Origin of the sequence: Klebsiella sp. JB_Kp042, from assembly GCF_040065275.1 — a bacterium.
In the GTDB taxonomy this organism is placed as follows: Bacteria; Pseudomonadota; Gammaproteobacteria; order Enterobacterales; family Enterobacteriaceae; genus Klebsiella; species Klebsiella quasipneumoniae.
Map to the genome: position 1 here is coordinate 1 of NZ_JBEAJL010000113.1, position 21,516 is coordinate 21,516.

The 21,516-nt window shown below is 50.1% G+C and carries 18 protein-coding genes and 7 pseudogenes; 18 read left to right on the plus strand and 7 right to left on the minus strand.

What is annotated here, in order from left to right; genetic code table 11:
- Positions 1–186 precede the first annotated feature (186 nt).
- Entirely contained in the window at positions 187–1,203 is a 1,017-nt protein-coding gene (locus tag ABLV54_RS23795; protein ID WP_316937344.1) for an IS110 family transposase, read from the minus strand.
- 66 nt (positions 1,204–1,269) lie between these two features.
- On the opposite strand from ABLV54_RS23795, the pseudogene ABLV54_RS23800 reads away from it, so the two are divergent.
- A pseudogene (locus tag ABLV54_RS23800) lies at positions 1,270–2,243 on the plus strand (IS3 family transposase); the annotation flags it as partial.
- Positions 2,244–2,453: 210 nt separating this feature from the next.
- The gene (locus tag ABLV54_RS23805) at positions 2,454–2,990 is read left to right on the plus strand and encodes a plasmid transfer protein (protein WP_085163625.1); all 537 of its coding nucleotides are present in this window, start codon (positions 2,454–2,456) and stop codon (positions 2,988–2,990) included.
- Positions 2,991–3,127: 137 nt separating this feature from the next.
- On the opposite strand, the pseudogene ABLV54_RS23810 reads toward ABLV54_RS23805, so the two are convergent.
- Positions 3,128–3,404, minus strand: a pseudogene (locus ABLV54_RS23810) (IS3 family transposase); the annotation flags it as partial.
- Positions 3,405–3,748: 344 nt separating this feature from the next.
- Here ABLV54_RS23810 and ABLV54_RS23815 point away from each other — a divergent pair.
- Positions 3,749–4,489 (plus strand): annotated as a pseudogene (locus ABLV54_RS23815) (tyrosine-type recombinase/integrase).
- An 821-nt stretch (positions 4,490–5,310) separates the two neighbouring features.
- Here ABLV54_RS23815 and ABLV54_RS23820 read toward each other — a convergent pair.
- Positions 5,311–6,321: a RepB family plasmid replication initiator protein gene (locus tag ABLV54_RS23820; protein WP_017900946.1), complete on the minus strand. Its 1,011-nt coding sequence runs from the start codon at positions 6,319–6,321 to the stop codon at positions 5,311–5,313.
- 729 nt (positions 6,322–7,050) lie between these two features.
- Between ABLV54_RS23820 and sopA the strand changes: the two genes are divergently transcribed.
- Both sopA and ABLV54_RS23830 read left to right on the plus strand, forming a co-directional pair.
- Positions 7,051–8,217: a plasmid-partitioning protein SopA gene (gene sopA / locus ABLV54_RS23825; RefSeq protein ID WP_023287153.1), complete on the plus strand. Its 1,167-nt coding sequence runs from the start codon at positions 7,051–7,053 to the stop codon at positions 8,215–8,217.
- Positions 8,217–9,188, plus strand: coding sequence for a ParB/RepB/Spo0J family plasmid partition protein (locus ABLV54_RS23830; protein ID WP_004117790.1), 972 nt, complete (start codon positions 8,217–8,219; stop codon positions 9,186–9,188). Before sopA ends, ABLV54_RS23830 begins: the two co-directional genes overlap by 1 nt.
- 725 nt (positions 9,189–9,913) lie before the next feature.
- Here ABLV54_RS23830 and ABLV54_RS23835 read toward each other — a convergent pair.
- Both ABLV54_RS23835 and ABLV54_RS23840 read right to left on the minus strand, forming a co-directional pair.
- Positions 9,914–10,142: pseudogene (locus ABLV54_RS23835) on the minus strand (type II toxin-antitoxin system Phd/YefM family antitoxin).
- A 117-nt stretch (positions 10,143–10,259) separates the two neighbouring features.
- A pseudogene (locus ABLV54_RS23840) lies at positions 10,260–10,515 on the minus strand (DUF4113 domain-containing protein); the annotation flags it as partial.
- A gap of 84 nt (positions 10,516–10,599) precedes the next feature.
- On the opposite strand from ABLV54_RS23840, the gene ABLV54_RS23845 reads away from it, so the two are divergent.
- The 4 genes and pseudogenes from ABLV54_RS23845 to ABLV54_RS23860 form a co-directional block, all read left to right on the plus strand.
- Entirely contained in the window at positions 10,600–11,040 is a 441-nt protein-coding gene (locus ABLV54_RS23845) for a transposase (RefSeq protein WP_231621504.1), read from the plus strand.
- Positions 11,037–11,387, plus strand: a complete 351-nt coding sequence (tnpB, locus tag ABLV54_RS23850) for an IS66 family insertion sequence element accessory protein TnpB (protein ID WP_004189161.1) — start codon at positions 11,037–11,039, stop codon at positions 11,385–11,387. Before ABLV54_RS23845 ends, tnpB begins: the two co-directional genes overlap by 4 nt.
- Positions 11,388–11,417: 30 nt before the next feature.
- Complete coding sequence (locus tag ABLV54_RS23855) at positions 11,418–13,010, plus strand: IS66-like element ISKox1 family transposase (protein ID WP_231621505.1); 1,593 nt, start codon at positions 11,418–11,420, stop codon at positions 13,008–13,010.
- Between the two features lie 82 nt (positions 13,011–13,092).
- Positions 13,093–13,257: pseudogene (locus ABLV54_RS23860) on the plus strand (transposase); the annotation flags it as partial.
- An 18-nt stretch (positions 13,258–13,275) separates the two neighbouring features.
- Here ABLV54_RS23860 and ABLV54_RS23865 read toward each other — a convergent pair.
- Positions 13,276–14,244, minus strand: a complete 969-nt coding sequence (locus ABLV54_RS23865; protein ID WP_004213807.1) for an IS110 family transposase — start codon at positions 14,242–14,244, stop codon at positions 13,276–13,278.
- Between the two features lie 167 nt (positions 14,245–14,411).
- Here ABLV54_RS23865 and ABLV54_RS23870 point away from each other — a divergent pair.
- The 7 genes and pseudogenes from ABLV54_RS23870 to ABLV54_RS23900 all read left to right on the plus strand — a co-directional run.
- A pseudogene (locus ABLV54_RS23870) lies at positions 14,412–15,487 on the plus strand (IS3 family transposase); the annotation flags it as partial.
- A 20-nt stretch (positions 15,488–15,507) separates the two neighbouring features.
- On the plus strand, positions 15,508–15,951 hold the full coding sequence (locus ABLV54_RS23875) for a hypothetical protein (protein WP_020477096.1): 444 nt from the start codon (positions 15,508–15,510) through the stop codon (positions 15,949–15,951).
- A gap of 9 nt (positions 15,952–15,960) precedes the next feature.
- Positions 15,961–16,368, plus strand: a complete 408-nt coding sequence (locus tag ABLV54_RS23880) for a hypothetical protein (RefSeq protein WP_004186937.1) — start codon at positions 15,961–15,963, stop codon at positions 16,366–16,368.
- A 42-nt stretch (positions 16,369–16,410) separates the two neighbouring features.
- Positions 16,411–17,370: a DNA replication terminus site-binding protein gene (locus tag ABLV54_RS23885; protein ID WP_011154511.1), complete on the plus strand. Its 960-nt coding sequence runs from the start codon at positions 16,411–16,413 to the stop codon at positions 17,368–17,370.
- Entirely contained in the window at positions 17,367–18,125 is a 759-nt protein-coding gene (locus ABLV54_RS23890) for a hypothetical protein (RefSeq protein ID WP_348814240.1), read from the plus strand. The genes ABLV54_RS23885 and ABLV54_RS23890 overlap by 4 nt, the downstream gene beginning before the upstream one ends.
- On the plus strand, positions 18,122–18,445 hold the full coding sequence (locus ABLV54_RS23895; protein WP_004197568.1) for a hypothetical protein: 324 nt from the start codon (positions 18,122–18,124) through the stop codon (positions 18,443–18,445). Before ABLV54_RS23890 ends, ABLV54_RS23895 begins: the two co-directional genes overlap by 4 nt.
- Positions 18,446–18,596: 151 nt before the next feature.
- Positions 18,597–18,914 (plus strand): hypothetical protein, encoded by a 318-nt coding sequence (locus ABLV54_RS23900; RefSeq protein ID WP_004213829.1) that lies wholly within the window; start codon positions 18,597–18,599, stop codon positions 18,912–18,914.
- 65 nt (positions 18,915–18,979) lie between these two features.
- Here the strand turns inward: ABLV54_RS23900 and ABLV54_RS23905 are convergent, their stop codons facing one another.
- The gene (locus ABLV54_RS23905; protein WP_231621507.1) at positions 18,980–20,116 is read right to left on the minus strand and encodes a tyrosine-type recombinase/integrase; all 1,137 of its coding nucleotides are present in this window, start codon (positions 20,114–20,116) and stop codon (positions 18,980–18,982) included.
- 177 nt (positions 20,117–20,293) lie between these two features.
- Between ABLV54_RS23905 and ABLV54_RS23910 the strand changes: the two genes are divergently transcribed.
- Together ABLV54_RS23910 and ABLV54_RS23915 are read left to right on the plus strand one after the other, a co-directional pair.
- Positions 20,294–20,548 (plus strand): Hha/YmoA family nucleoid-associated regulatory protein, encoded by a 255-nt coding sequence (locus tag ABLV54_RS23910; protein ID WP_087761878.1) that lies wholly within the window; start codon positions 20,294–20,296, stop codon positions 20,546–20,548.
- Between the two features lie 85 nt (positions 20,549–20,633).
- Positions 20,634–21,476, plus strand: coding sequence for a hypothetical protein (locus ABLV54_RS23915; RefSeq protein ID WP_348814241.1), 843 nt, complete (start codon positions 20,634–20,636; stop codon positions 21,474–21,476).
- Positions 21,477–21,516 lie beyond the last annotated feature (40 nt).

Sequence of the window (21,516 nt, forward strand, 5' to 3'; positions counted from 1 at the left end):
ACACAACCCGCTACGGGGGAGACTTACCCGAAATCTGATTTATTCAACAAAGCCGTAATTCGCACACAATCGCCTCAACAACTGGACGGCCTCTGAGGCCAGTATAAAAATCAGGTTCCGATTGTGCAGGTGCAACCTGTCACCATTTCTCAGTACGCTGCAACTTTTTCTGGCAGGGGATTAATTTCACACTACCTGATACTCGGTCTCATTTCTCAGCATCGACCAGATTATTCGCGCGTTTTTGTTAGCGACCGCCACGGTCGTTTTATTAAATCCGCGCCGTTCCTTTAACTGGTTAACCCACTGATTCATATGGCCATCATTGTTATTCGTGGCAACCCTGACGACAGCGCGGGCACCATGAATAAAAAGTGTCCGCAGATGCTTGTCGCCTTTTTTCGTCATATTCATCAGCACCTGTCTGTCACCACTCGAATGCTGGCGTGGAACCAGACCCAGCCATGCAGCAAAGTGGCGGCCATTCTTAAATTCAGTTCCTTTGCCAATAGCAGCAACAACGGCCGTGGCCGTTTTAGGGCCAATGCCTTTAACTCTGGCGATACGCTGACAGGCTTCTGATTGCCTGAATACTGTTTCAATTTCCTTATCAAAAAAATGGATCCGACGCCCGAGATCGTTAAAGAGCTCATAGAGCTCGGCAATTGTTCTGCGCATACAGGAACTTAGACCGTTTTCTGCATCTTCAAGGATAAGAGGAATAGCCCGGCGAACTCTGGAGACAGCACTGCCAATGGGGATCCCCCGGTCAAGTAACAGCCCTTTTATTTGACAGACTGTAGCAGTGCGGTGATTGACAATACGCTGCCTTGCCCGGTGTAAAGCCTGGATATCCTGCTGTTCGGGGCTTTTTGGTGGCACGAACTGCATTGTCGGTTGCATTAGAGCCACTGCGATGGCCTGTGCATCATTACCATCATTTTTTTGCCCGCGGACAAAGGGTTTTACATACTGAGGACTGATGACCTTTACTTTGTGCCCCAGTTTCTCAAACTCACGCTGCCAGTAAAATGCCCCGGTGGACGCTTCGATCCCAATCAGACATGCAGGAATATTTGCCAGCGTCTGGAGCAATTCTTTTCGGCCAGTTCGTTTCGTATAAACCGGTTTGCCGGCCTGGTTTAACCCACAGAGCTGAAAAACATTTTTAGCCAGATCAATACCCAGAAATATGATATTCATGGTGATTCTCCTGGTGAGCACATTTCGTACAGTTAACCGCAGCGGGAGGAGGTAGTCCATCCCATTAACTGGAAGAAAAAGTTTGGCGGCATGGGCGTGACAAAACTGCGCCGCCTGCGGCAACTGGAGGATGAAAATCAGCGGCTGAAGAAACTGGTGGCAGACCTGAGTCTGGACAAGGAGATGCTGCAGGAGGTACTGTTCTGAGGCCGGCTCAGAAGCGTCAGGCGGTGCATTTTCTGCGGGAGGCTTACCGTATCAGTGTCCGGCGGGGATGCGAACTGCTGATGCAGAGCAGAACCGTTTACCACTGGCAGAGCTGGCGGGATGATCGGGCGATAACCCTGCGTATCCGGGAAATAGCGGAAACCCGGATCCGCTACGGTTGCCCGCGTATTCATATTCAGCTGCGGCGGGAAGGCTGGCCTGTTAACCACAAGAAAACACACAGGATTTACTGTCTGGAAGGCCTCAACCTGCGCAGAAAGCGCCCCCGCAGGCATGTCAGTGCAGCACATCGTCAGCAACGTCCGGTCCTGACCGGAGTCGATCAGTGCTGGAGTATGGATTTCGTGTCGGATAACCTGTTTAACGGACGACGTTTCCGGGCGCTGACTGTAGTGGATAATTTTAGTCGGGAGTGTGTGGCGATCCATGCCGGAAAGTCGCTGAAAGGTGAGGATGTGGTCGGTGTGATGGAAAGGTTGCGGGTGCCGGGCAAGCGCCTGCCGGTACGTATTCAGACAGATAACGGCAGCGAGTTTATCTCGAAAAGTCTGGATAAATGGGCGTATGAGCACGGTGTTACAATGGACTTCTCCCGCCCCGGAAAACCAACGGATAACCCGTTTATTGAATCATTTAACGGCAGTCTGCGGGATGAATGCCTGAACATTCACTGGTTCCTGTCGCTGGAAGATGCGCAGGACAAACTCGACAACTGGCGCAGGGAATATAATCATGAGAGAACGCATTCATCATTAAATGACATGACTCCGGCTGAATTCATCCGAAGTCTCCGGAAAGACGAAGCTCTCTGATTTAGCACTGCACTGAATTTGGGCCAGGGTCAAAGTTAAAAAGGAGCACACTAAAAGCCTTAGCTCTACAGAGGTTCCTCCTGGTGCTCCCTCGGGAGACTATCTAATGCTAGAGACCAGTGCTTATATTTTTGCGATGAAGCAACCTAGAGGGTATACCTACATTGGTCTGGTGAAGAATTTAATCAACGAAGGTGAAGGACATATTTGGTGGAAAATATAAATAACGATGTACCACAGCATCAACCTTACCGAAATGAAAAGGTATTTAATTCCGGTAAGACAGCACTTGAGCTCAATTTTTCTGAGACAAATGGCAGTGTGAATCTTATCCTTGCGGGGCCTTTAGTATCGAAGCCGGGAAGTTTTGACTGGACTGGTCAAAAGGCCTTTTCAACAAAGCTGAGTGATGATGAAGTGATCACCTTGTGTATGGCGTTTCTTCGCCTTACTCATGAGGCTGTTCTGAAACAGAAAAAAACAAAGCACCATAATAAGCAAGTCTACAAAAACGTAAAAGTTACTTTTGATGGTAAATCCACAGCAATGATGGAGGGGGGAGTTGTAGCTATCAACAAAGACGAGAGAGACATTAATTTTATACATAAAATTATTATTGATCCTGCCGCTTGCCTTCGCTTAGGTCTTTTCCTCTTGTCCGTCATACTGGCCCGAAATCCAGGGGTCCCATCTGACGCGGTTCTAACGTGCATGCGTCTTAATGCAAATGCTCAACTACAAAAGTAACTTTTCTATCTTATCATTCCCGTTTTACGGGAATTTCAAAAAAAGATACTTCCCTTAATGGGGAAAATACGCTCGGTTCATAGGATACATTAGATGTAACTATGGACTGACCCCATGCCTGTAGACAAATTCTGTCCTCACGACGAGGCCTGTTCGAAGGCCTCCGGACTGACGCCGCCGGGATGACTGTGGCGCCGGGTCCGATTGTAGAACACTTCAATGTAATCGAAGACATCCGCCCGGGCCAGATCCCGGTTTGGTATGTTCTCTTACTAATGCGTTCTTTTTTCAGTGAACTGAAGAACAATTCGGCCACCGCATTATCCTGGCAGTTGCCACGCCGGCTCAAGCTCGGTGCCAGGTTATTGGCCCGCAGAAGCGGTGCCAGTCGTCACTGCCGTACTGGCTGCCCTTACACAACCACAGACGGAACATGTTAAAGATCATTCCTGCCGATCGCATCTGGAAGGTAGCCGTTTCTCGTCTCCATTAATGCCAGTGTCAACATAGCTGTTTGTCCTGGCATTACCCCATTTCTCCCAAAAACGACGAAAGTGCCTGCAGGCCGCGTCATAACTGGCTTAAACATAGATCTTAACCGCAAAAGGATCCTTTACGCATTTGGTTTTACCCGCAATAATGTGGGATAAGACAACAAAAGGATCCGCGCGCTGCGATTTATTGTCATGGCAGGATCAGCCGCTTCAGGCCAGAATAGCTGTATCCAAACCCGTTGTGCGCTACGTGAAAAATAACTCATGAACAGCATCATTCCCCTGCAGAATTCACCAGATCGCGTCTCCCTGCTGCCGATCCGCCCCGGGCGTTGATTTTGCGACCGCGGTGGCACTCCGGCGGATGGCCACCTCAACAGGTGCCACGCCGGCTTACCTCCTGGCGCCGGAAGTGAGCGCCCTCCTCTGGTATATGCCGGACCAGCGTCACCACATGTTGTTCGCCACCATGTGGAATACCGGGAGCCGTATCGGTGAAGCCCGGACGCTCACCCCGGAATCCTTCGACCTGGATGGTCTGCGCCCTTTTGTTAGGGTGCTTTCGGAGAAAGTGCGGGCGCGCCGCGGGCGGCCGCCAAAAGATGAAGTGCGCCTGGTGCCGCTGACGGATGGCAGTTTTGTGCGTCAGATGGAAAGCTGGATGGTCACCACCCGCCCCGCCGGCGGGAGCCGTTATGGCCGGTCACGGATGAGACAATGCGCAACTGGCTGAAACAGGCGGTGAAGCGGGCTGAAGCTGATGGCGTGCATTTTTCGATCGCCGTGACGCCGCATACCTTCCGGCACAGCTATATCATGCACATGCTTTATCACCGGCAGCTTAGGAAGGTCATCCTGGCGCTGGCCGGGCATAAGGATCCGCGCTCGATGGAAGTCTATACCCGGGTATTTGCGCTGGACATGGCTGCCACCCTGGCCGTTCCCTTTACCGCTGACGGTCGAGATGCCGCGGAGATCCTTCGCTCCCTGCCACCGGCCGGCTGAGATTGTCGGGCAGGCGGCCGGGGCTTTGCCACTTAGTGAAGGAGATAAAGACAAACGCATTCCAGACGAGGCAGAGTCAGTCAGTCGCTTCTGAGTCTCTCACCGTGCCGGCTGCAGAAGCGTTACGCTTATCCAGTATGACCCGGGCATCATTCCGTCCGGGTCTGGAGAGAAATATTCATACCGCATCCCGTGTCCCCTCACCTTCTCATTGCACCATGACATCATTCGTATTAAGGAGCCCCGGTCCTCTGGTGACCAGCTGACATCTTCATACCGCAGACAATAAAACTTACTGCGATCCGGATATCAGCAAGTTACAGGGGATATACCTGAGGGCCTTTCCAACCGGGTAAGCCAGGTCGTTATTCAGTATATCGTCGGTGACTGCGTCCCGGGCCATTTCTGACAGCCATCAGGTTTCCTCTTCATGATTGCAGATATCAGTGCGAAGCTGGCTGAGGGTACGATAGGATTAACGAACTTCGGAGGACTGGTTTTAGCAGCTCTTGTATGGCAATGCCGGAATCAACGCTCTGCTGAGTGGCTTCATTCAGTGCGCACCGGGGATTTACTGAAATATTGACTGTGGGATGCAGTCACGTGGAGAGCTCTCAATTGGTCGGGTAACACCCTCGTCAAACTTGCATGCTTCAGTCAATATCAGCATATTCTGGCCATAAATGACATACCGCAGTCAATATTGTCCGATCTTTACCTGCAGGAAGGAGAGCGAATATTGACTGTAGTATGCGTGATGCACCTCACAGTCAATAACTAATTGCGTATGCATACGGCAGTCATGGTAATGCATATCGCAGTCAATTTTCCGGCTTCATCGCCGATAGCGCTTCAGCAAGTTTCTGCGGATCGATGCCTGCAGCCTTCAGTGCCTTGATGACTTCGTCATAATTCTGCTCCGGCGCCTTCTCTTCTTCCTCCTTGCGCGGTACCTTCACCGTCCCGCTGATGAGTTTGGGATTGCGATAATGAACGCTAAAGTAAGTCGCCCGGCCACGTTTAAACTCGGTGTAATCCAGATAGCCGATATCCCGAAGTTGCTCCATAGCCTTTCGGACCGTGTGGTTCTGCGTATAGACATTTGAGGTAAGATTCAGCCGGTCCCGCATACGTTTCATGGAAATAGGTGCGGGATTCTGGGGAAGGCTCTCGATGTAGGTATACAGCGCCTGGGCAGATTCCTTCCGCTGCAGGGCGTCAATGGCTTTCAGCCGAAGCAGGACCCGCCTGTCCATATGGTAAAGCTCAAAGAGCTTGGGTTCAGCCTTGATCTCCACGATATCCTCGTTGATGTCATAATAGGCTGACTGCACCAGATGGGTGGTCCATCCTTTGGTCTCGCTCTGGAACTTCAGGGTAACCGAGGCGAGTTTAAACAGGGAATTGCTGATGCGATCCCGCATTTTCTTGTTTGAGCGCCGTGAGTCAAATCCACACATCTTAACGAATTCAACGAACGACAGTTCCAGAGTGTCACTTTTTACCCCATACTCAGACATCGAGCGAATGATCCCGAGCCAGACTTTAAAATCCGTGTCCATATCAAGACGCGAACCGGTGATCTTAACGTCGGTGTACCCTTCGCTTTTGGCGATGGACAGCTGTACGAGCTCCTCAGTGGCATCTGTGACGTTTTTACGGTTTGCCTTACTCCTGGAGGTTGATTTCAGGGTTGGAACGAAGAGACCGAGCCTCATGAGCGCTACCGGCTGCACAGTACTGGTACTGTTGACATCCAGCTTAACAACTTCGCCGGTTGTCTTGTCCACTTCCTGAAGATTGAGAGGTAAGCTGTTATTTTCGCTCGTCATCTTGATCCTCAACGGTTATCCACAAAAGAATGTCGTTATACGTATCGCAGTCAACGGATATACATACCTCAGTAAATACCGTTGCATATCACAGTATTAGATTTCGCATACAGCAGTCAACTTTTTACATTCCACAGTCGATTCAGTATGACGTTCAAGCCAGTTACAGCGCCTGCTGCAGCGATCCGGGGATCTCTTTAGGATCTCAATATGATCTCTTTGGGATCAATTACTGGATCGAAGCAATGAATAACGTTAATCCCCAGCCAGATCTACCCCACCACATTCAGGGTTCTGCAAGGGTAATCTGAATGCCGCATGAGTAACTCTCCCTGATTTAACATTAAATATTGACTGCGATATGTAGAATCTTCTTTTGTTGTTGACCAGCCCTCGGCTTTTAGTTTCATACCATAGTCAATTTTTCACATATCACAGTCAACTTCATGAAGATAGACTAATCCGGAGAAGTATCCGGCATCGTAGCGTTCGTGCTTTGTGCAGTCTCTGTGCTTTTCCACTTCCTCACTGCGTGAGATCGCTTACTGCGGCGAGCGGCAGTGAGAAATATTGACTGCAGTATGTGATTGAGCCTCTCTTCTCCGGTTTACAGCTTTCATTACAGTCAGCTTTGCAATTTTCAGATGACTTTGCGATTTTATTGTTGCTTTGCAAATAATTCCAAGATTTAATAAAATGATGCAAAGTGATGATTAAAGGATGCTCAGAATGGGACTGATGGATATACTTAACCAGTGCATTACTGCTGGACATGAGATGACGAAGGCTATCGCCATTGCGCAGTTTAATGACGACAGTCCGGAAGCAAGGAAGATCACCCGCCGCTGGAGAATTGGTGAAGCGGCGGATCTGGTTGGCGTTTCTTCTCAGGCAATCAGGGATGCAGAGAAAGCCGGCCGGTTACCTCACCCTGATATGGAAACCCGTGGCAGAGTTGAACAACGTGTTGGTTATACCATCGAACAAATCAATCATATGCGGGATGTGTTCGGTACCCGACTGCGGCGTGCAGAAGATGCTTTCCCTCCGGTGATCGGGGTTGCGGCTCATAAAGGGGGGGTTTACAAAACCTCCGTTTCTGTTCACCTAGCTCAGGACCTAGCCCTGAAAGGACTCCGTGTTCTTCTCGTTGAAGGCAATGACCCACAGGGAACGGCTTCTATGTATCACGGATGGGTGCCCGATCTTCATATTCATGCTGAGGACACTCTCCTGCCCTTTTATCTTGGGGAAAAGGATGATGCCAGCTACGCTATAAAGCCCACCTGCTGGCCTGGCCTTGATATCATCCCGTCCTGTCTGGCACTGCACCGCATTGAAACTGAGCTGATGGGGAAATTTGACGAAGGCAAATTACCTGCTGACCCGCACCTGATGCTCCGTCTGGCCATTGAAACGGTCGCTCATGATTATGACGTGATTGTTATCGACAGTGCACCCAACCTTGGTATCGGTACGATAAATGTTGTATGCGCTGCTGATGTATTGATTGTCCCTACTCCGGCAGAGCTGTTCGACTACACCTCCGCACTGCAGTTTTTCGATATGCTTCGTGACCTGCTTAAGAACGTGGATCTTAAAGGCTTCGAGCCAGATGTCCGTATTCTGCTTACCAAATACAGTAATAATAACGGCTCGCAGTCCCCGTGGATGGAAGAACAAATTCGGGATGCCTGGGGAAGCATGGTCCTTAAAAATGTTGTGCGCGAAACGGATGAAGTCGGTAAAGGTCAGATCCGTATGAGAACCGTTTTTGAACAGGCTATCGATCAACGTTCTTCAACAGGTGCCTGGCGTAATGCCCTCTCTATCTGGGAGCCTGTTTGCGATGAGATTTTTGATCGTCTGATTAAACCACGCTGGGAGATTAGATAATGAAGCGTGCCCCTGTCATTCCAAGACATACCACACATACTCAATCGACTGAAGATACCTCATCACCGGCGCCGGCTGCGCCGATGGTGGATTCATTAATTGCGCGCGTGGGTGCTATGGCCCGCGGTAATGCCATCTCTCTTCCGGTATGTGGACGGGAAGTAAAATTTACCCTTGAAGTGCTCCGGGGAGACTCTGTTGAGAGTGCTTCACGCGTATGGTCAGGCAATGAGCGCGATCAGGAACTACTTACCGAAGATGCTCTGGATGATCTCATTCCTTCATTTTTACTGACTGGTCAGCAGACTCCAGCTTTCGGCCGCCGGGTTTCCGATGTCATTGAAATTGCAGACGGCAGCCGTCGCCGTAAAGCCGCAATCCTGACGGAAAGTGATTATCGCATTCTGGTTGGTGAACTGGACGATGAGCAGATGGCAGCATTGTCCCGACTGGGTAACGATTATCGGCCGACGAGTGCTTATGAACGTGGTCTGCGTTATACAAGCCGGCTGCAGAATGAGTTTGCTGGAAATATTTCTGCACTTGCCGATGCGGAAAACATCTCTCGTAAGATCATTACCCGCTGTATCAATACGGCCAAACTGCCTAAATCCGTTGTTGCCCTGTTTGCACATCCTGGAGAACTGTCTGCCCGGTCAGGTGAAGCCCTTCAGAAGGCTTTTGCAGATAAAGAAGAATTACTGAAGCAGCAGGCTGAGACTCTCCACGATCAGAAGAAAGCGGGACTAATCTTCGAAGCTGAAGAGGTCATTAGTCTTTTAACATCCGTACTGAAACAATCTTCCGCATCAAGAGTTAATCTGAGCTCACGTCATCAGTTTGCTCCAGGGGCAACAGCATTGTACAAGGGCGATAAAATGGTGCTTAACCTGGATAGGTCCCGCATTCCTGCGGAGTGTATAGAGAAAATAGAAGCCATTCTTAAGGAGCTTGAGAAACTAGGAGTTTGATGCGGACACGCTTTAGTCTACGGTTATCTCCCTTTACTTCATTTCCTTTCTCACAGGCCAGAAAAAATAACTGGCCTGAATACTCTCTATGGGACCACGGTCCCACCTGCATCGTCGTTTAGGTTTTCAGCCTGGGGCCACGGTCCCACCTGTATCGTCGTTTAGGCTCCCAGCCTGGGACCACGGTCCCACCTGCATCGTCGTTTAGGTTTCAGCCTGGGACCACGGTCCCACCTGCATCGTCGTTTAGGTTTTCAGCCTGGGGCCACGGTCCCACCTGTATCGCCGTTTAGGTTTCAGCCTGGGACCACGGTCCCACCTGTATCGTCGTTTAGGTTTTCAGCCTGGGACCACGGTCCCACCTGCATCGTCGTTACATTATTAGTTTGGGATCGCAGTTCCATCAATGCCTGTCACGAACAGGTATTGGCATGGCGCCGGTGACCCGTTGAGCGGAGTAATCACGCAGCAGGACTGCTATTACAGGCGATGGTGAGAGCTCTGTTGGGAAATGAACGAAGCATGCATGTTGAGTGAAATCTGCAAAATTTCGCAGGGTATGCGGCTTAATTTTTAATTTCCGCCAGCATTTTTAAAGCCAGTTGCCGCCGCTGCGCGTAGGCCGGTCCTTCGTTCGGCCGGTAACCAGTTCCGGCCGTTTTACGACCTTGGGATCACCTCGTCAGCAGTGTCTCCACTGTGATGTCGTTTGTCACGTTGTCCGATCACAAAATATATTGGTTTTGACGTTCTGTTATCAATTGCGCCAGGTCTTTTTCGTCCAGAAGATCGAGCATTTTTTCCTACAGAACCGCGGGCACACAATAAAAAAACAGGCCGGTTGCTGTCAATAATAGCGACCGGGTAGCCGCAGCCGGCACCGGCGCTGGCCACCGGATCGTTTTTAAGTTCGCTGACGCTGGCAGTTACATCACACAGAATGATATTTGTCATGGTTCCCCCCTGAGACAAGTCATCTGCATGATCGGTAAAGTATGATCTGGCAGCAAGTTCCGTCTGTCATTTCGCCGGTCAGAAACGGGCAACCGGCAGCTCCTTTCAGCGGGTGGTCTATGCCGATGAAGGCATCTCACGTTTCATCGGCCATTCCGGGGCAATTCCTCTACCGGCAAACCATACTTTACCCAGCCCTGAGTTGTTGATCCCGTCCAGAACCATCATCAGCTCAGCACTGTGAGGCCGTGGCGTCAGCAATGATGTCCCTGGTGTCCTGAGTGGGTGTAAGTAGTTTCTCCGTGGCCACGTTGCCGTAGTAAGGCTCTTTAACGGCGAACGGAGACGTTTTGATGGAAACGGAAATATGCCGTAAGCGTCAAGTCACTGCCGCCTGTGATTCCAGTCCCGGGATCGCTAGCTTAGAGCTCCGTCTAATTTAGAAGGAGTTCTGTTCATGGAAAATGCTGCCAACTGGCGAACTGAATCGCGTACCGTCTATTCCAGTGACTTCAAACTTCGGATGGTCGAACTGGCTTCACGACCAGATGCCAACGTCGCACAACTGGCGCGGGAACATGGCGTTGATAATAATCTCATTTTTAAGTGGCTACGCCTCTGGCAGAGAGAGGGGCGAATCTCTCGTCGAATGCCTGCAACTATCGTGGGGCCGGTGGTACCTCAATCTCTTCCGGCTTCTCCGACTCTGTTGTCCGTCGACGTTATCAACGACCCGTTGCCCACAGCAGAGAATGACACTCTGTGTACGTTCTCCTCCGCTCACGCCAGCGCCACTTCCTGTCATGTTGAGTTCCGCCACGGCAAAATGACGCTGGAGAACCCGTCGTCAGAGTTGCTGACTGTGCTGATCCGCGAACTGACCGGGAGGACACAATGATATCCCTCCCGTCAGGCACCCGCATCTGGCTGGTCGCCGGGGCCACGGATATGCGTAAATCCTTCAACGGGCTGGGCGAACAGATACACCACGTTCTGGATGAGGATCCCTTCTCCGGCCATCTGTTTATCTTCCGGGGACGCCGTGGCGATACCGTGAAAATACTCTGGGCTGATGCTGATGGTCTGTGCCTGTTTATCAAACGCCTGGAAGAGGGACAGTTCGTCTGGCCTGCTGTACGCGACGGCAAAATCGCGATCACCCGCTCACAACTTGCCATGCTCCTTGATAAGCTGGACTGGCGCCAGCCAAAAATATCCCGCCTTAACTCACTGACAATGTTGTAAAAAAATCATAACCGCATTATAAAAGCGGTTATGAATCACGACTATCTCGCCCGTATCGCTGCGCTGGAAGACGCGCTTCGCCAGAAAGACAGTCAGCTCAGTCTCGTTGCAGAGACTGAGTCGTTCCTGCGTTCTGCACTGGCCCGCGCAGAAGAGAAAATAGAGAACGAAGAGCGCGAGATAGAGCATCTGCGGGCACAGATAGAAAAACTGCGTCGAATGTTGTTCGGTACCCGCTCCGAAAAACTTCGCCGACAGGTTGAAGAAGCCGAAGCCCTGCTGAAACAGCAGGAGCAGCAAAGCGATCGCTACAACGGACGGGAAGACGATCCGCAGGTACCTCGCCAGTTACGTCAGTCCCGCCATCGTCGCCCGTTACCGGCACACCTTCCCCGCGAGATACATCGGCTGGATCCTGCGGAAACCAGCTGTCCGGAATGCGGCAGCGGTATGGCGTACCTCAGCGAAGTCAGCGTGGAGCAGCTGGAACTGGTCTCCAGCGCCCTGAAAGTGATCCGCACGGTCAGGGTGAAAAAGGCCTGCACCCGATGTGACTGTATCGTTGAAGCACCTGCGCCATCACGTCCCATCGATCGGGGTATCGCCGGGCCGGGTCTGCTGGCCCGCGTGTTAACGGCCAAATACTGCGAACACCTGCCGCTGTATCGCCAGTGCGAAATCTTTGCCCGTCAGGGCGTGGATCTGAGCCGGGCTCTGCTCTCCAACTGGGTGGATGCATGTTGCCGGTTAATGGCCCCGCTGGATGAGGCCCTTTACCACTACGTGATGGACTGCCACAAACTGCATACGGATGACACTCCGGTTCCGGTGCTTGCACCGGGCAGAAAGAAGACGAAAACCGGGCGTATCTGGACGTATGTACGTGACGACAGAAGCGCAGGTTCATCAGATCCGCCAGCGGCATGGTTCGCCTTCTCGGCAGACCGGCAGGGAAAACATCCTCAGCAACACCTTCGCCACTATCATGGTGTGCTGCAGGCGGATGCCTTCGCAGGCTACGATCGGTTGTTCAGTCCGGAACGTGAAGGAGGGCCGCTGACAGAAGCCGCATGTTGGGCCCATGCCCGCCGAAAAATCCATGATGTCTATATAAGCACTCACACAGCGACAGCGGAAGAAGCCCTGAAACGTATCGGTGAGCTGTACGCGATAGAAGAAGAAATACGCGGCCTCACGACAGAAGAGCGTCTGGCAGCCAGACAATCGCAAAGCAAACCACTGCTGGCATCGCTGCATGAATGGCTGGTAGAAAAAAATGAGACGCTGTCGAAAAAGTCCCGTCTGGGCGAAGCGTTCGCTTATGTCCTGAACCAGTGGGATGCGCTGTGCTACTACTGTGAAGATGGCCTGGCAGAGCCTGATAACAACGCTGCCGAACGAGCCCTTCGTGCCGTCTGTCTTGGGAAAAAGAATTTTATCTTCTTCGGCAGCGACCACGGTGGTGAGCGCGGAGCCCTGCTGTACGGACTGATCGGGACGTGCAGGCTGAATGGTATCGATCCGGAAGCCTACCTTCGCCATATCCTGAGCGTACTGCCGGAGTGGCCCAGCAACAAAGTGGCCGAACTGCTGCCATGGAACGTGGTTCTTACCGATAAATAACCGTCAATACGGCGCTCACTTAACGCTTACTAAAATAGTGATAGTCTTAATACTAGTTTTTAGACTAGTCGTTGGAGTCCGGATGATTGATGTTTTAGGTCCAGAGAAGCGCAGGCGGCGAAGTGTTCAGGAAAAAATCGCCATTGTTCAGCAGAGCTTTGAACCCGGAATGACCGTGTCGCTGGTCGCCCGTCAGCATGGTGTTGCTGCCAGTCAGCTGTTCCTGTGGCGTAAGCAATATCAGCAACTGTCTTGAAGGTAAAAATTATGGAGCAACGTGGTGGTACGACTCATCCCATTCTTCGTTCTTTCTGAGCATTGCGTTCAGGATGGTAAGCAGCTTACGCATACAGGCTACCAGCGCCACTTTTTTGGCCTTTCCGGCTGCAAGCAGGCGCACATAAAACGTTTTTATCACCGGATTAAAGCGGGTTGCCACAAGCGCAGCCATGTACAGTGCTGATCTTACGCCAGCCCTGCCGCCAAAAATGGTTCGCCGGCCACGCATAGTCCCTGAGTCCCGGTTGACAGGAGCAACACCTATAAGCGCACTGATTTCGCGCCGGGAGAGCGTTCCCAGTTCCGGAATCTCCGCCAACATCGCGGAAACGGTCATGGTGCCTACACCTTTGATACTGCTCAGGCGCTCAGCAATCTCTTTAAAGTGGTTACGGATGTGACTGTCCATTTCTTTCTCGAGCCTGACAAGCTCATCTTCCAGCGCTTTAATGATGGTATTAATGCTTTTCTTGTTCTGCGGATGGAATGGATGCAGTCGGTTACGCTCAGCCACCAACATCGCAATCAACTGGCGTCTGCGAACCACCATCGCAGCAAGGGCCTGACGTTCAGCATCCGGCAGTGCCCTGATAAAGCGTTTCCGCTCAGGGTGACGATTAATAACCTCAGCCATCTGCGTGAGGACTCTGGCATCAATTCGGTCGGTCTTCGCAAGATATCCCATTGCACGGGCGAAGTCACGGGCCTGCCTGGGATTGACCACGGCAACCTCAAAACCTTCGGCCTGAAGCGAACAGGCCACCGCAACTTCCAGCCCACCAGTGGCCTCCATCAGAACCAGAGCAACGGAGTGCCGTCTCAGTCCGGTAATAATCGCGTTAAAGCCATCAGAGTCATTGCTGACTGTAAACTGAGCAACATCACTGCTGGCAGCGATGTCCAGTGTGGCTTTGGAAACATCGATGCCCACACAAAGTGGATTTGGCTGACTCATTTTTACCCCTCCTTGCAAATACGTTATGGAATACGGACAACTGTTCGGGTTTCAGATGAGTGGCTCAGCGTATGCGCCAGTCGCTGATATACGGGCTTGAACCCTGGAAGGCATCGGGCTGCATACGTTTTGCCAAATCTAATCGTATTAATTTTAATCAGTCTTCAAGATACAAGGAAGGCAGTCTCACTGCTGTTGCCGCTGGTGAACAGGTTGTACCCGCGTCGGAGCTGGCATCTGCGATGAAGCAGATTAAAGAGCTGCAGCGCCTGTTGGGCAAGAAAACCATGGAAAACGAGCTGCTGAAAGAAGCCGTTGAATATGGCCGACAAAAAAAGTGGATAGCGCACGTGCCCTTGTTGCCGGAGGATGGCAAATAGGCCTCGTCAGTCGTTGCCTTCGGATCTCACGTGCGCAACTGCATGCCATAGTCAGTAGGTCGAAGAACTGGCAGGATCGCCGACGCAAGCGCAAGCCTGATGATACTGAAGCGCTGGCCCGTATCCATACTGTTATCGGCGATCTGCCCACCTATGGTTATCGTCGGGTATGGGCACTGCTACGCAGACAATCAGAAACTGACGACATGGCGGTGATCAATGCCAAACGTGTATACCGCATCATGCGTCAGAATGCGCTGCTGCTTGAGCGTAAACCGGAAATACCGCCCTCGAAGCGGGCGCATACAGGGAAAGTGGCCGTTGGAGAAAGTAACCAGCGGTGGTGCTCTGACGGCTTCGGGTTCAGCTGTGATAACGGTGAAAAACTGCGGGTCACGTTCGCTCTGGACTGTTGCGATCGCGAGGCACTTTACTGGGCGGCCAGTAACGGTGGATATGACAGTGAAACCGTGCAGGACGTCATGCTGGGTGCCGTGGAGCGTCGTTTCGGTAACAGCCTGCCGACATCCCCCGTTGAGTGGCTGACAGACAACGGTTCAGCCTACCGTTCTTATCAGACGCGTCAGTTCGCCAGAATGGTAGGACTGGAGCCTAAACATACGGCGGTACGTAGCCCGGAAAGCAACGGGATGGCAGAGAGCTTCGTGAAAACGATGAAGCGCGATTACATCAGCATCATGCCGAAACCCGACGGGTTAACAGCGGTAAAGAACCTTGCGGAGGCCTTCGAACATTACAACGAATGGCATCCGCATAGTGCGCTGGGGTATCGTTCGCCACGGGAATATCTGCGGCGGCGAACCAGTAATGGGTTAAGTGATAAAAAGTGTATGGAAATATAGGGGCCAATCCAAAATTGAATATGATTTTAAAAGAAGAAATTGTTTTGGGTATCTACAGCTGGCTTCATATGACTCCGGTCAGCATGCTGGTAAGAAACATAACCAGCGATCAGGGAGGGGATTACGCGATCGTCCGCTTTACCGTCGATAGCCGGGGGGTCCAGATGGGGCCTAAGGCACAGGGCCAGCTTCTTTGTTCATTCGGGTTTAATGTAAAGGAATCCTGTGAGGCCGACCCTAAAGACGGTCCAGGCCTCATAAAGGCCGAAATGATGAACGGTGTTATGCAGCTGGTACCGGAATGCATTGAGCTCACAGACAGCCAAACCCAGGCAATCAGGAAAGAAGTAACCGTGTTTAACAGGGTTTGTGCAATGCAACTCCTGGGGGGGCATGGGAATGCAAGGTCTCTGTGGGAGAAAGAAATTCTTCCCCGGATGAAAGTGCGCAGACAACTACATTGAGGCAAGGCGATGAGCAAAGTGCATTGTATTAGTGGTATTACCTGGAAAAACTCCGATAGCGCGTCTTTCAAAGTATATGCCAGCATTGCTGCTGTATTCAGCCTTGGCCTGGTCACAGCTACCGTCAGGAACTATGAAATTCTACAACTGACTGTTCCGTATACCTGGTATGTTTTCTTCACTGCATTCTGGCTTCTGTTCCCGTCCTTTACGGTCTCTTTCCGGGAGCGGGAAGGGCGTCTGTTTACCTCGATGGGTTTTTACGGGTTAAAACTGTTCACTCTCGATCGCCCTGTCTCCGATGGGTACTGGCTGGTCACGATGGAGAAAAACCGTTATCGCCTCGTCAGAGTATGCAGGGACGGGCGACGCCAGCCTGTATGGCTGACGTTTAAGTCTTTACCAGAGTTTGTTTAACGATTACCGTCGCACGTTCAGGAATACGATACGGGAGACGATATGAATACTGACTTTGCCCATTACAACGAAGAGCAACTACGCAAACTCGGTGAGCTGCACAGTTTACTCCGTCACAGCGATATCGGCTCATCTTACCTTGCCACGCTCCCGGAGCCCCGTAGTGTTGAGGAGTTGAATCCTCCACAGGAAATCAATGTGACTCATTCGGTACCCGACGTCGACACCCTGGTGGATATTTACCGGCAGCAGCGGGTTGATAAAGTCCATGTCAGGGATGAGCATTATTCAACCAAAATCACCCGAAAATATCCCGGGTTCGTTGTGGTCAGAAACAATCATGATCAGGTGATGTCGCTGGTGGGTGAAATCAACCGGCTTCGCGACAAATTTGCTGAGGCTGTAAAAGCTATCACTCATTACCAGGACTCCCGGTCAGAAATTCTGCATCAGGTTTACCCGTGGCTGGTGACTTTACAGGTGTCCCGTAATATCCGGATCGTTACTGAGCAAATTCGCTCCCTGGGGTTCACCTGGCAAATCCCTGTCATTCATAAATTTACCCGGCTGGAAACGGTTATCGACCGCTTGCGCAGGGAGATAACTGAGCTCCAGCCGGATATCAGTCTGACAAAACAGGATGTTGAACGGCTGAAACAGGAACGAACCGAAGAAATCATGATGCTGTCGTTGCTCAATGATGAAGTGAGTCATGACGATGAAAGTTCGAGAAAATTTCGGCTCATCCGGGAAAGTAACTTTCCGGCTGTTAACGTCAATATCCGGTACACCAGTCCTGAAGATCCAGATGATGTTCATGGGCCGTACAAACTCAACTTTCGCGCGCCTTTACCATTAATTTTGTTCAGCGAACCGGGACGGTTTAATCCGTTAAAAAATTACGTAAAAGGTGAAAGGCAGAAGCGCGGCGATTTTAATGAAAAATATCGTTCTGTCCTGCCCCGTATAGGGCTGGTGGAAGTCATCAGGGAGTCAAAATGAGCCGGATTCTAACCGGGATTTGTGAAGCTGATCCGGCCAGGAGGTTATACAAAGTGGCCGTCAGTAGGGGAAACACTTTTCTGTCTGCAAAAGAACGTTTCCGCGTACAGGTCTGTTTCAAAAATGCCATAACACATCCAGATGAAGATCGGCTGCTGGCCGAGCTGTTGACTGTTCATCACTTCCTGGCTGACACCTCTATTTTATGGCATATGGAGCAAAAAACTTATGCATGCACCACGACATGGGCCACCACGTCCACATGGCTGCCAGAGATATATCAGCGTCAGGCCAGCACGCCCAATGTGGTAAAGATTATCAAATTTATGCACGCCCGGTTCCCAGGCCTTAAAACGGTTGCAGAAACAAATGAGCGGGGTTACGAACAGGCGCTTACCAGTGTGGATTTTGAAATTCCTTACTGGCCGGTGCTGCCGAAATTCGAATCTGATATAGGAACGATACAGGTAACGATTGCCGGGATGATCCGTTACACAGAAACGATGAGCAATAAAGATTGTAAAACCCCTCTCGACTTAATGATAAAAAGTTTTAAGTCAGGGTTGATCCCGATAGAGAAAATGCCATTGAGCAAGACCGAAAGGCTTATTCCTCTGAATATCAACACCGCTGGTAAGATATTTACACACGCAACATGGCCGAGATGTCGTTACATTTTCGTACCGGATGAGGCGGGAATAATGAAACTGGTTAACGTGGTCAAATTAAGATTAAAACCTCTGGAGGAAAAATGACTTACGCGATTTTCTTGTTAGTAACTGCTGTTTGTGCATTCGGATTAAATTATCTGACAAACAAAATCTGTTCCGGTACGGGTATGATTAACCAGAGTGGAGGCTCTAATGTACACGCCTTACGGTGTATCACATCGTTCCTCCTTCTCCTTGTCTCACTCTGGCTTCCTGTCAAACCTGCCGTGATCAATCTGGCAGTAGAGTTTGCTGCACTGGTGAATTTCATTGCATCAGTCACTCTCTATACCGTTGCAAATTTCAGGGAAAAACGGAGATTAAAAAAACAAAGAAAAGAAGAAAAAGCTGCTCAAAAAGGATAATCCATGATATCGCCTCTCATTTTCCTTCGTGAGACGCACCAGAACTGATTCAGGCACAGGGTAACGCATTTTCCGGTTTCCTGCCTGCCTTCACAATTATTCCGAAGCAGGGAGCAATGTCAGCCGTTTTTAAATATCATCCGGAGTTTTCATGAATAATAAAAGAACGATTACCACTCGAGAGCAGATTAAAATTAATGGGGAAATTCGTGAGAGAACAGCAACCCATATTGTTACCGGTGCTCATGGGTACGAAACCCTTTGCATAAGCGGTTATATTGTCGAACATAACGAGATGGGTGAGGTTATCCATAACAGCGAAAAATTAGCGGAAGATTTGTTACCTGTTACCTGCCCCACATGCAGGGTCATTTGGTACCACACCCATGAATTTACACTCGATGATTTTGACACTCTTTCAGGTAAAGGGGATTTTGTTGTGACAGATTTGAAAGAACTGAATATCTGAAAAGTTCATAAGTGACCAGCGCTCAGTAATATGTTGCTGAGTGCTGGTGTTTCTCTCTGTAAAATCTATATGTCGTCCAGATGATTACGCATAAAGCTTACCATGGCTTTTTCACTGGCAAGATATCCCCGGATATAACGGAAGACCATCTTTGGATCAGACCAGTTCCCCATCTCTGTAATCTTTTCCAGGGAGTACCCGGCCTTAAACAGCTCTATGGCTCCCCCCACACGCACACTGTGTCCTGTCCATGTCCGGTACCGCCCGGATTGTCGGTTACTGTCGCTGACCTTTCCGGCAATCCCCCAGAGGCGTGCAAATGCCTGGTTCAGTGAATTAGACGACAGCATACCAACATCTTCCCGTGATACCTTTGATTCATTCTGTAACTGCGTCAGTAACCCCTCACTGAATCCTGCTTTGACCAGCATCCTGTCTATGGATTTACCCCGGGATAGCTTACTGCTGGTGGACGGGAAATATCGGTTCGTATGGATGTTTACAGGCTGAAAAAGAAAACGGTGCCCGAAGGTTTCGGTATCGGTGTATTCCACCGTCTCAATCAACCGTCTGATATGCTGACTGCATTGTGGTGAGAGCTGAAATGTCAGGTTACTTGAAAGGCTTGTCTTGGTCCGCATGACGTCCAGAAGGTAACAGGACGTGTCATTTTGCCATTTCAGGTCGCGAGTTTTAATCCTTCGAATTTCCACGTTACGCAGCAGGGTTTCAAACCCAACCCATATCATTGCAAGGTCCCGTATGTCTCTCAGGTCGTCGCTTTTATGCAGCGACCGGCGAAGAATATTGAGATCGGATATAAGAAATGGAAGGGCCTGACCGGTGACGATTTTTTTCTCATTCTCCCGCGCCCGCCATACCTGAACCAGTGCTTTTATCAGAACGTTGCGGAAGTCTGGAAAACCCAGGCTGCTGTTAACGCTTGAAAGGCATGCAATAAAATGAGAGATGGTCGCCATTTTAACGGATCCATTCAGCCCATTAATATAGCGCTCGACATCAACCGCTGTGACGGGGAAGGGGGTCAGACCGTGCCTGGCGCACCATGCAGACCAGACACTCGTGACCCTTAACTGACTTCTGGCTGTATTGTACCGGCGAAACCGCAACAGCTTGAGTGCATCCAGAGCGCTCATGTCATCGGTTCGTGAGATAGCAACCAGTTTGGTTTTATCTGTCATGGGAAGATCTCATGTTTTTTTACTGATACTGTTTTTATAACCAGTATAGTAACATTGTTTTTTTTCAAATCCAGGCAGAACAGGAAATTAATCAAATTGCTTCTCTTGCCTGTGCGTGGAACTTCGTTTACTGTTTTCGAAAATAGCCAGTGTTTTTGAACATGCACCAGAGCGTCGTTGTTGAAAAGCCCAAATGCGAACAGTAGCCTGAGAGAAGCCTATCTCCTGAAGTTCAGAAAGTGCAGTACGACTGAAACCCTTGACAGAGTGTTTGAGCGTATCCTGGATAAATTAAATGATGAAGGTGGGGATATAAATAAGATAACCAGCCTGAACGGAGCTTATGATCACCGCAGGGCTGAGATCTACATGAAAAAAAACTATGACAAAATACCTGCTTCCGTGTGGCATCTCATCCCCGATGAGATATGAATAATGTAATTAGACGCTGTTATTCCAGGTTTGATAAAAACGGATGATGTAGAATTCCTTTACTCATTTTTAACGAGGAATATACATGCGACGTAATGCACAAAAATGGATCCCGTTTGGATTTGATACGGATTCAAATAAAATTGTTGATATCGCCAGCGTTGAAAATGGGCTTTCGTGTAACTGTATCTGCCTCATCTGTGGGACCTCCCTGATTGCCAGGCAGGGTCAAAATAAAAAATGGCATTTTAGCCACAGCACAGAAGTAAAAGAGGTTTGTAGTGAGCTCACACTACAACATATAAAAAAATACATAAAGGTGAAAATACAGGAAAAAAAATACCTTGCTCTCCCTCATCTTCTGCAGGGTAAGGAGAAAGGGATAGTGAACCTCAAAAATCTCGCTGGTGGTGGGATTGTTTGTGGCCTTAATGCTGACCTCACAGGGATATGTAACGATACGACAATCGGGATATTTATTAATGATACGTCGGAGGATATCCAGCCCAATCCAGACCTGTTAGCGCAAACAGACCAGCTGGCGCTGGTGGAGATCGATGCCGTTCGGATTGAAAGTATCATCGCTCCATATCGTGAGAATGGGGAAGGCATAAAGATGATGGATGCGATAGAAAAGTTACTTTTCGTTTCTGAGGAAGCGAAAAAATGGATCTACCATCCTATGATGAAGAAGGTTAAACACCATACTTTACACCAGTACCGGCGTGAGCTGTCTACCAGTGGAAATCAGATCCTTGCTTTAATTCCTCATGAACTTCCGATAAGCATGAACGCCCTCCCATCCTCCCCGGCACAGCAGTGGCATCACCTTCGAGCCACGATTAACCTTCTTTGTCGCCTGAGCCGTTCTGATATCCCTCAAGGCAGTATTGCCTTTGAAGAACTGGTTTATAGCTTTGTTGAATAAATCGAACTTTTGCTGAGTTGAAGGATCAGATCACGCATCT

Coding starts and splice junctions, on each gene's coding strand:
- ABLV54_RS23795 (WP_316937344.1), bottom strand. CDS start 1,203: ATGAATATCATATTTCTGGGTATTGATCTGGCTAAAAATGTTTTTCAG.
- ABLV54_RS23820 (WP_017900946.1), bottom strand. CDS start 6,321: ATGACGAGCGAAAATAACAGCTTACCTCTCAATCTTCAGGAAGTGGAC.
- sopA (WP_023287153.1), top strand. CDS start 7,051: ATGGGACTGATGGATATACTTAACCAGTGCATTACTGCTGGACATGAG.
- ABLV54_RS23830 (WP_004117790.1), top strand. CDS start 8,217: ATGAAGCGTGCCCCTGTCATTCCAAGACATACCACACATACTCAATCG.
- ABLV54_RS23845 (WP_231621504.1), top strand. CDS start 10,600: ATGGAAAATGCTGCCAACTGGCGAACTGAATCGCGTACCGTCTATTCC.
- tnpB (WP_004189161.1), top strand. CDS start 11,037: ATGATATCCCTCCCGTCAGGCACCCGCATCTGGCTGGTCGCCGGGGCC.
- ABLV54_RS23855 (WP_231621505.1), top strand. CDS start 11,418: ATGAATCACGACTATCTCGCCCGTATCGCTGCGCTGGAAGACGCGCTT.
- ABLV54_RS23865 (WP_004213807.1), bottom strand. CDS start 14,244: ATGAGTCAGCCAAATCCACTTTGTGTGGGCATCGATGTTTCCAAAGCC.
- ABLV54_RS23875 (WP_020477096.1), top strand. CDS start 15,508: ATGATTTTAAAAGAAGAAATTGTTTTGGGTATCTACAGCTGGCTTCAT.
- ABLV54_RS23880 (WP_004186937.1), top strand. CDS start 15,961: ATGAGCAAAGTGCATTGTATTAGTGGTATTACCTGGAAAAACTCCGAT.
- ABLV54_RS23885 (WP_011154511.1), top strand. CDS start 16,411: ATGAATACTGACTTTGCCCATTACAACGAAGAGCAACTACGCAAACTC.
- ABLV54_RS23890 (WP_348814240.1), top strand. CDS start 17,367: ATGAGCCGGATTCTAACCGGGATTTGTGAAGCTGATCCGGCCAGGAGG.
- ABLV54_RS23895 (WP_004197568.1), top strand. CDS start 18,122: ATGACTTACGCGATTTTCTTGTTAGTAACTGCTGTTTGTGCATTCGGA.
- ABLV54_RS23900 (WP_004213829.1), top strand. CDS start 18,597: ATGAATAATAAAAGAACGATTACCACTCGAGAGCAGATTAAAATTAAT.
- ABLV54_RS23905 (WP_231621507.1), bottom strand. CDS start 20,116: ATGACAGATAAAACCAAACTGGTTGCTATCTCACGAACCGATGACATG.
- ABLV54_RS23915 (WP_348814241.1), top strand. CDS start 20,634: ATGCGACGTAATGCACAAAAATGGATCCCGTTTGGATTTGATACGGAT.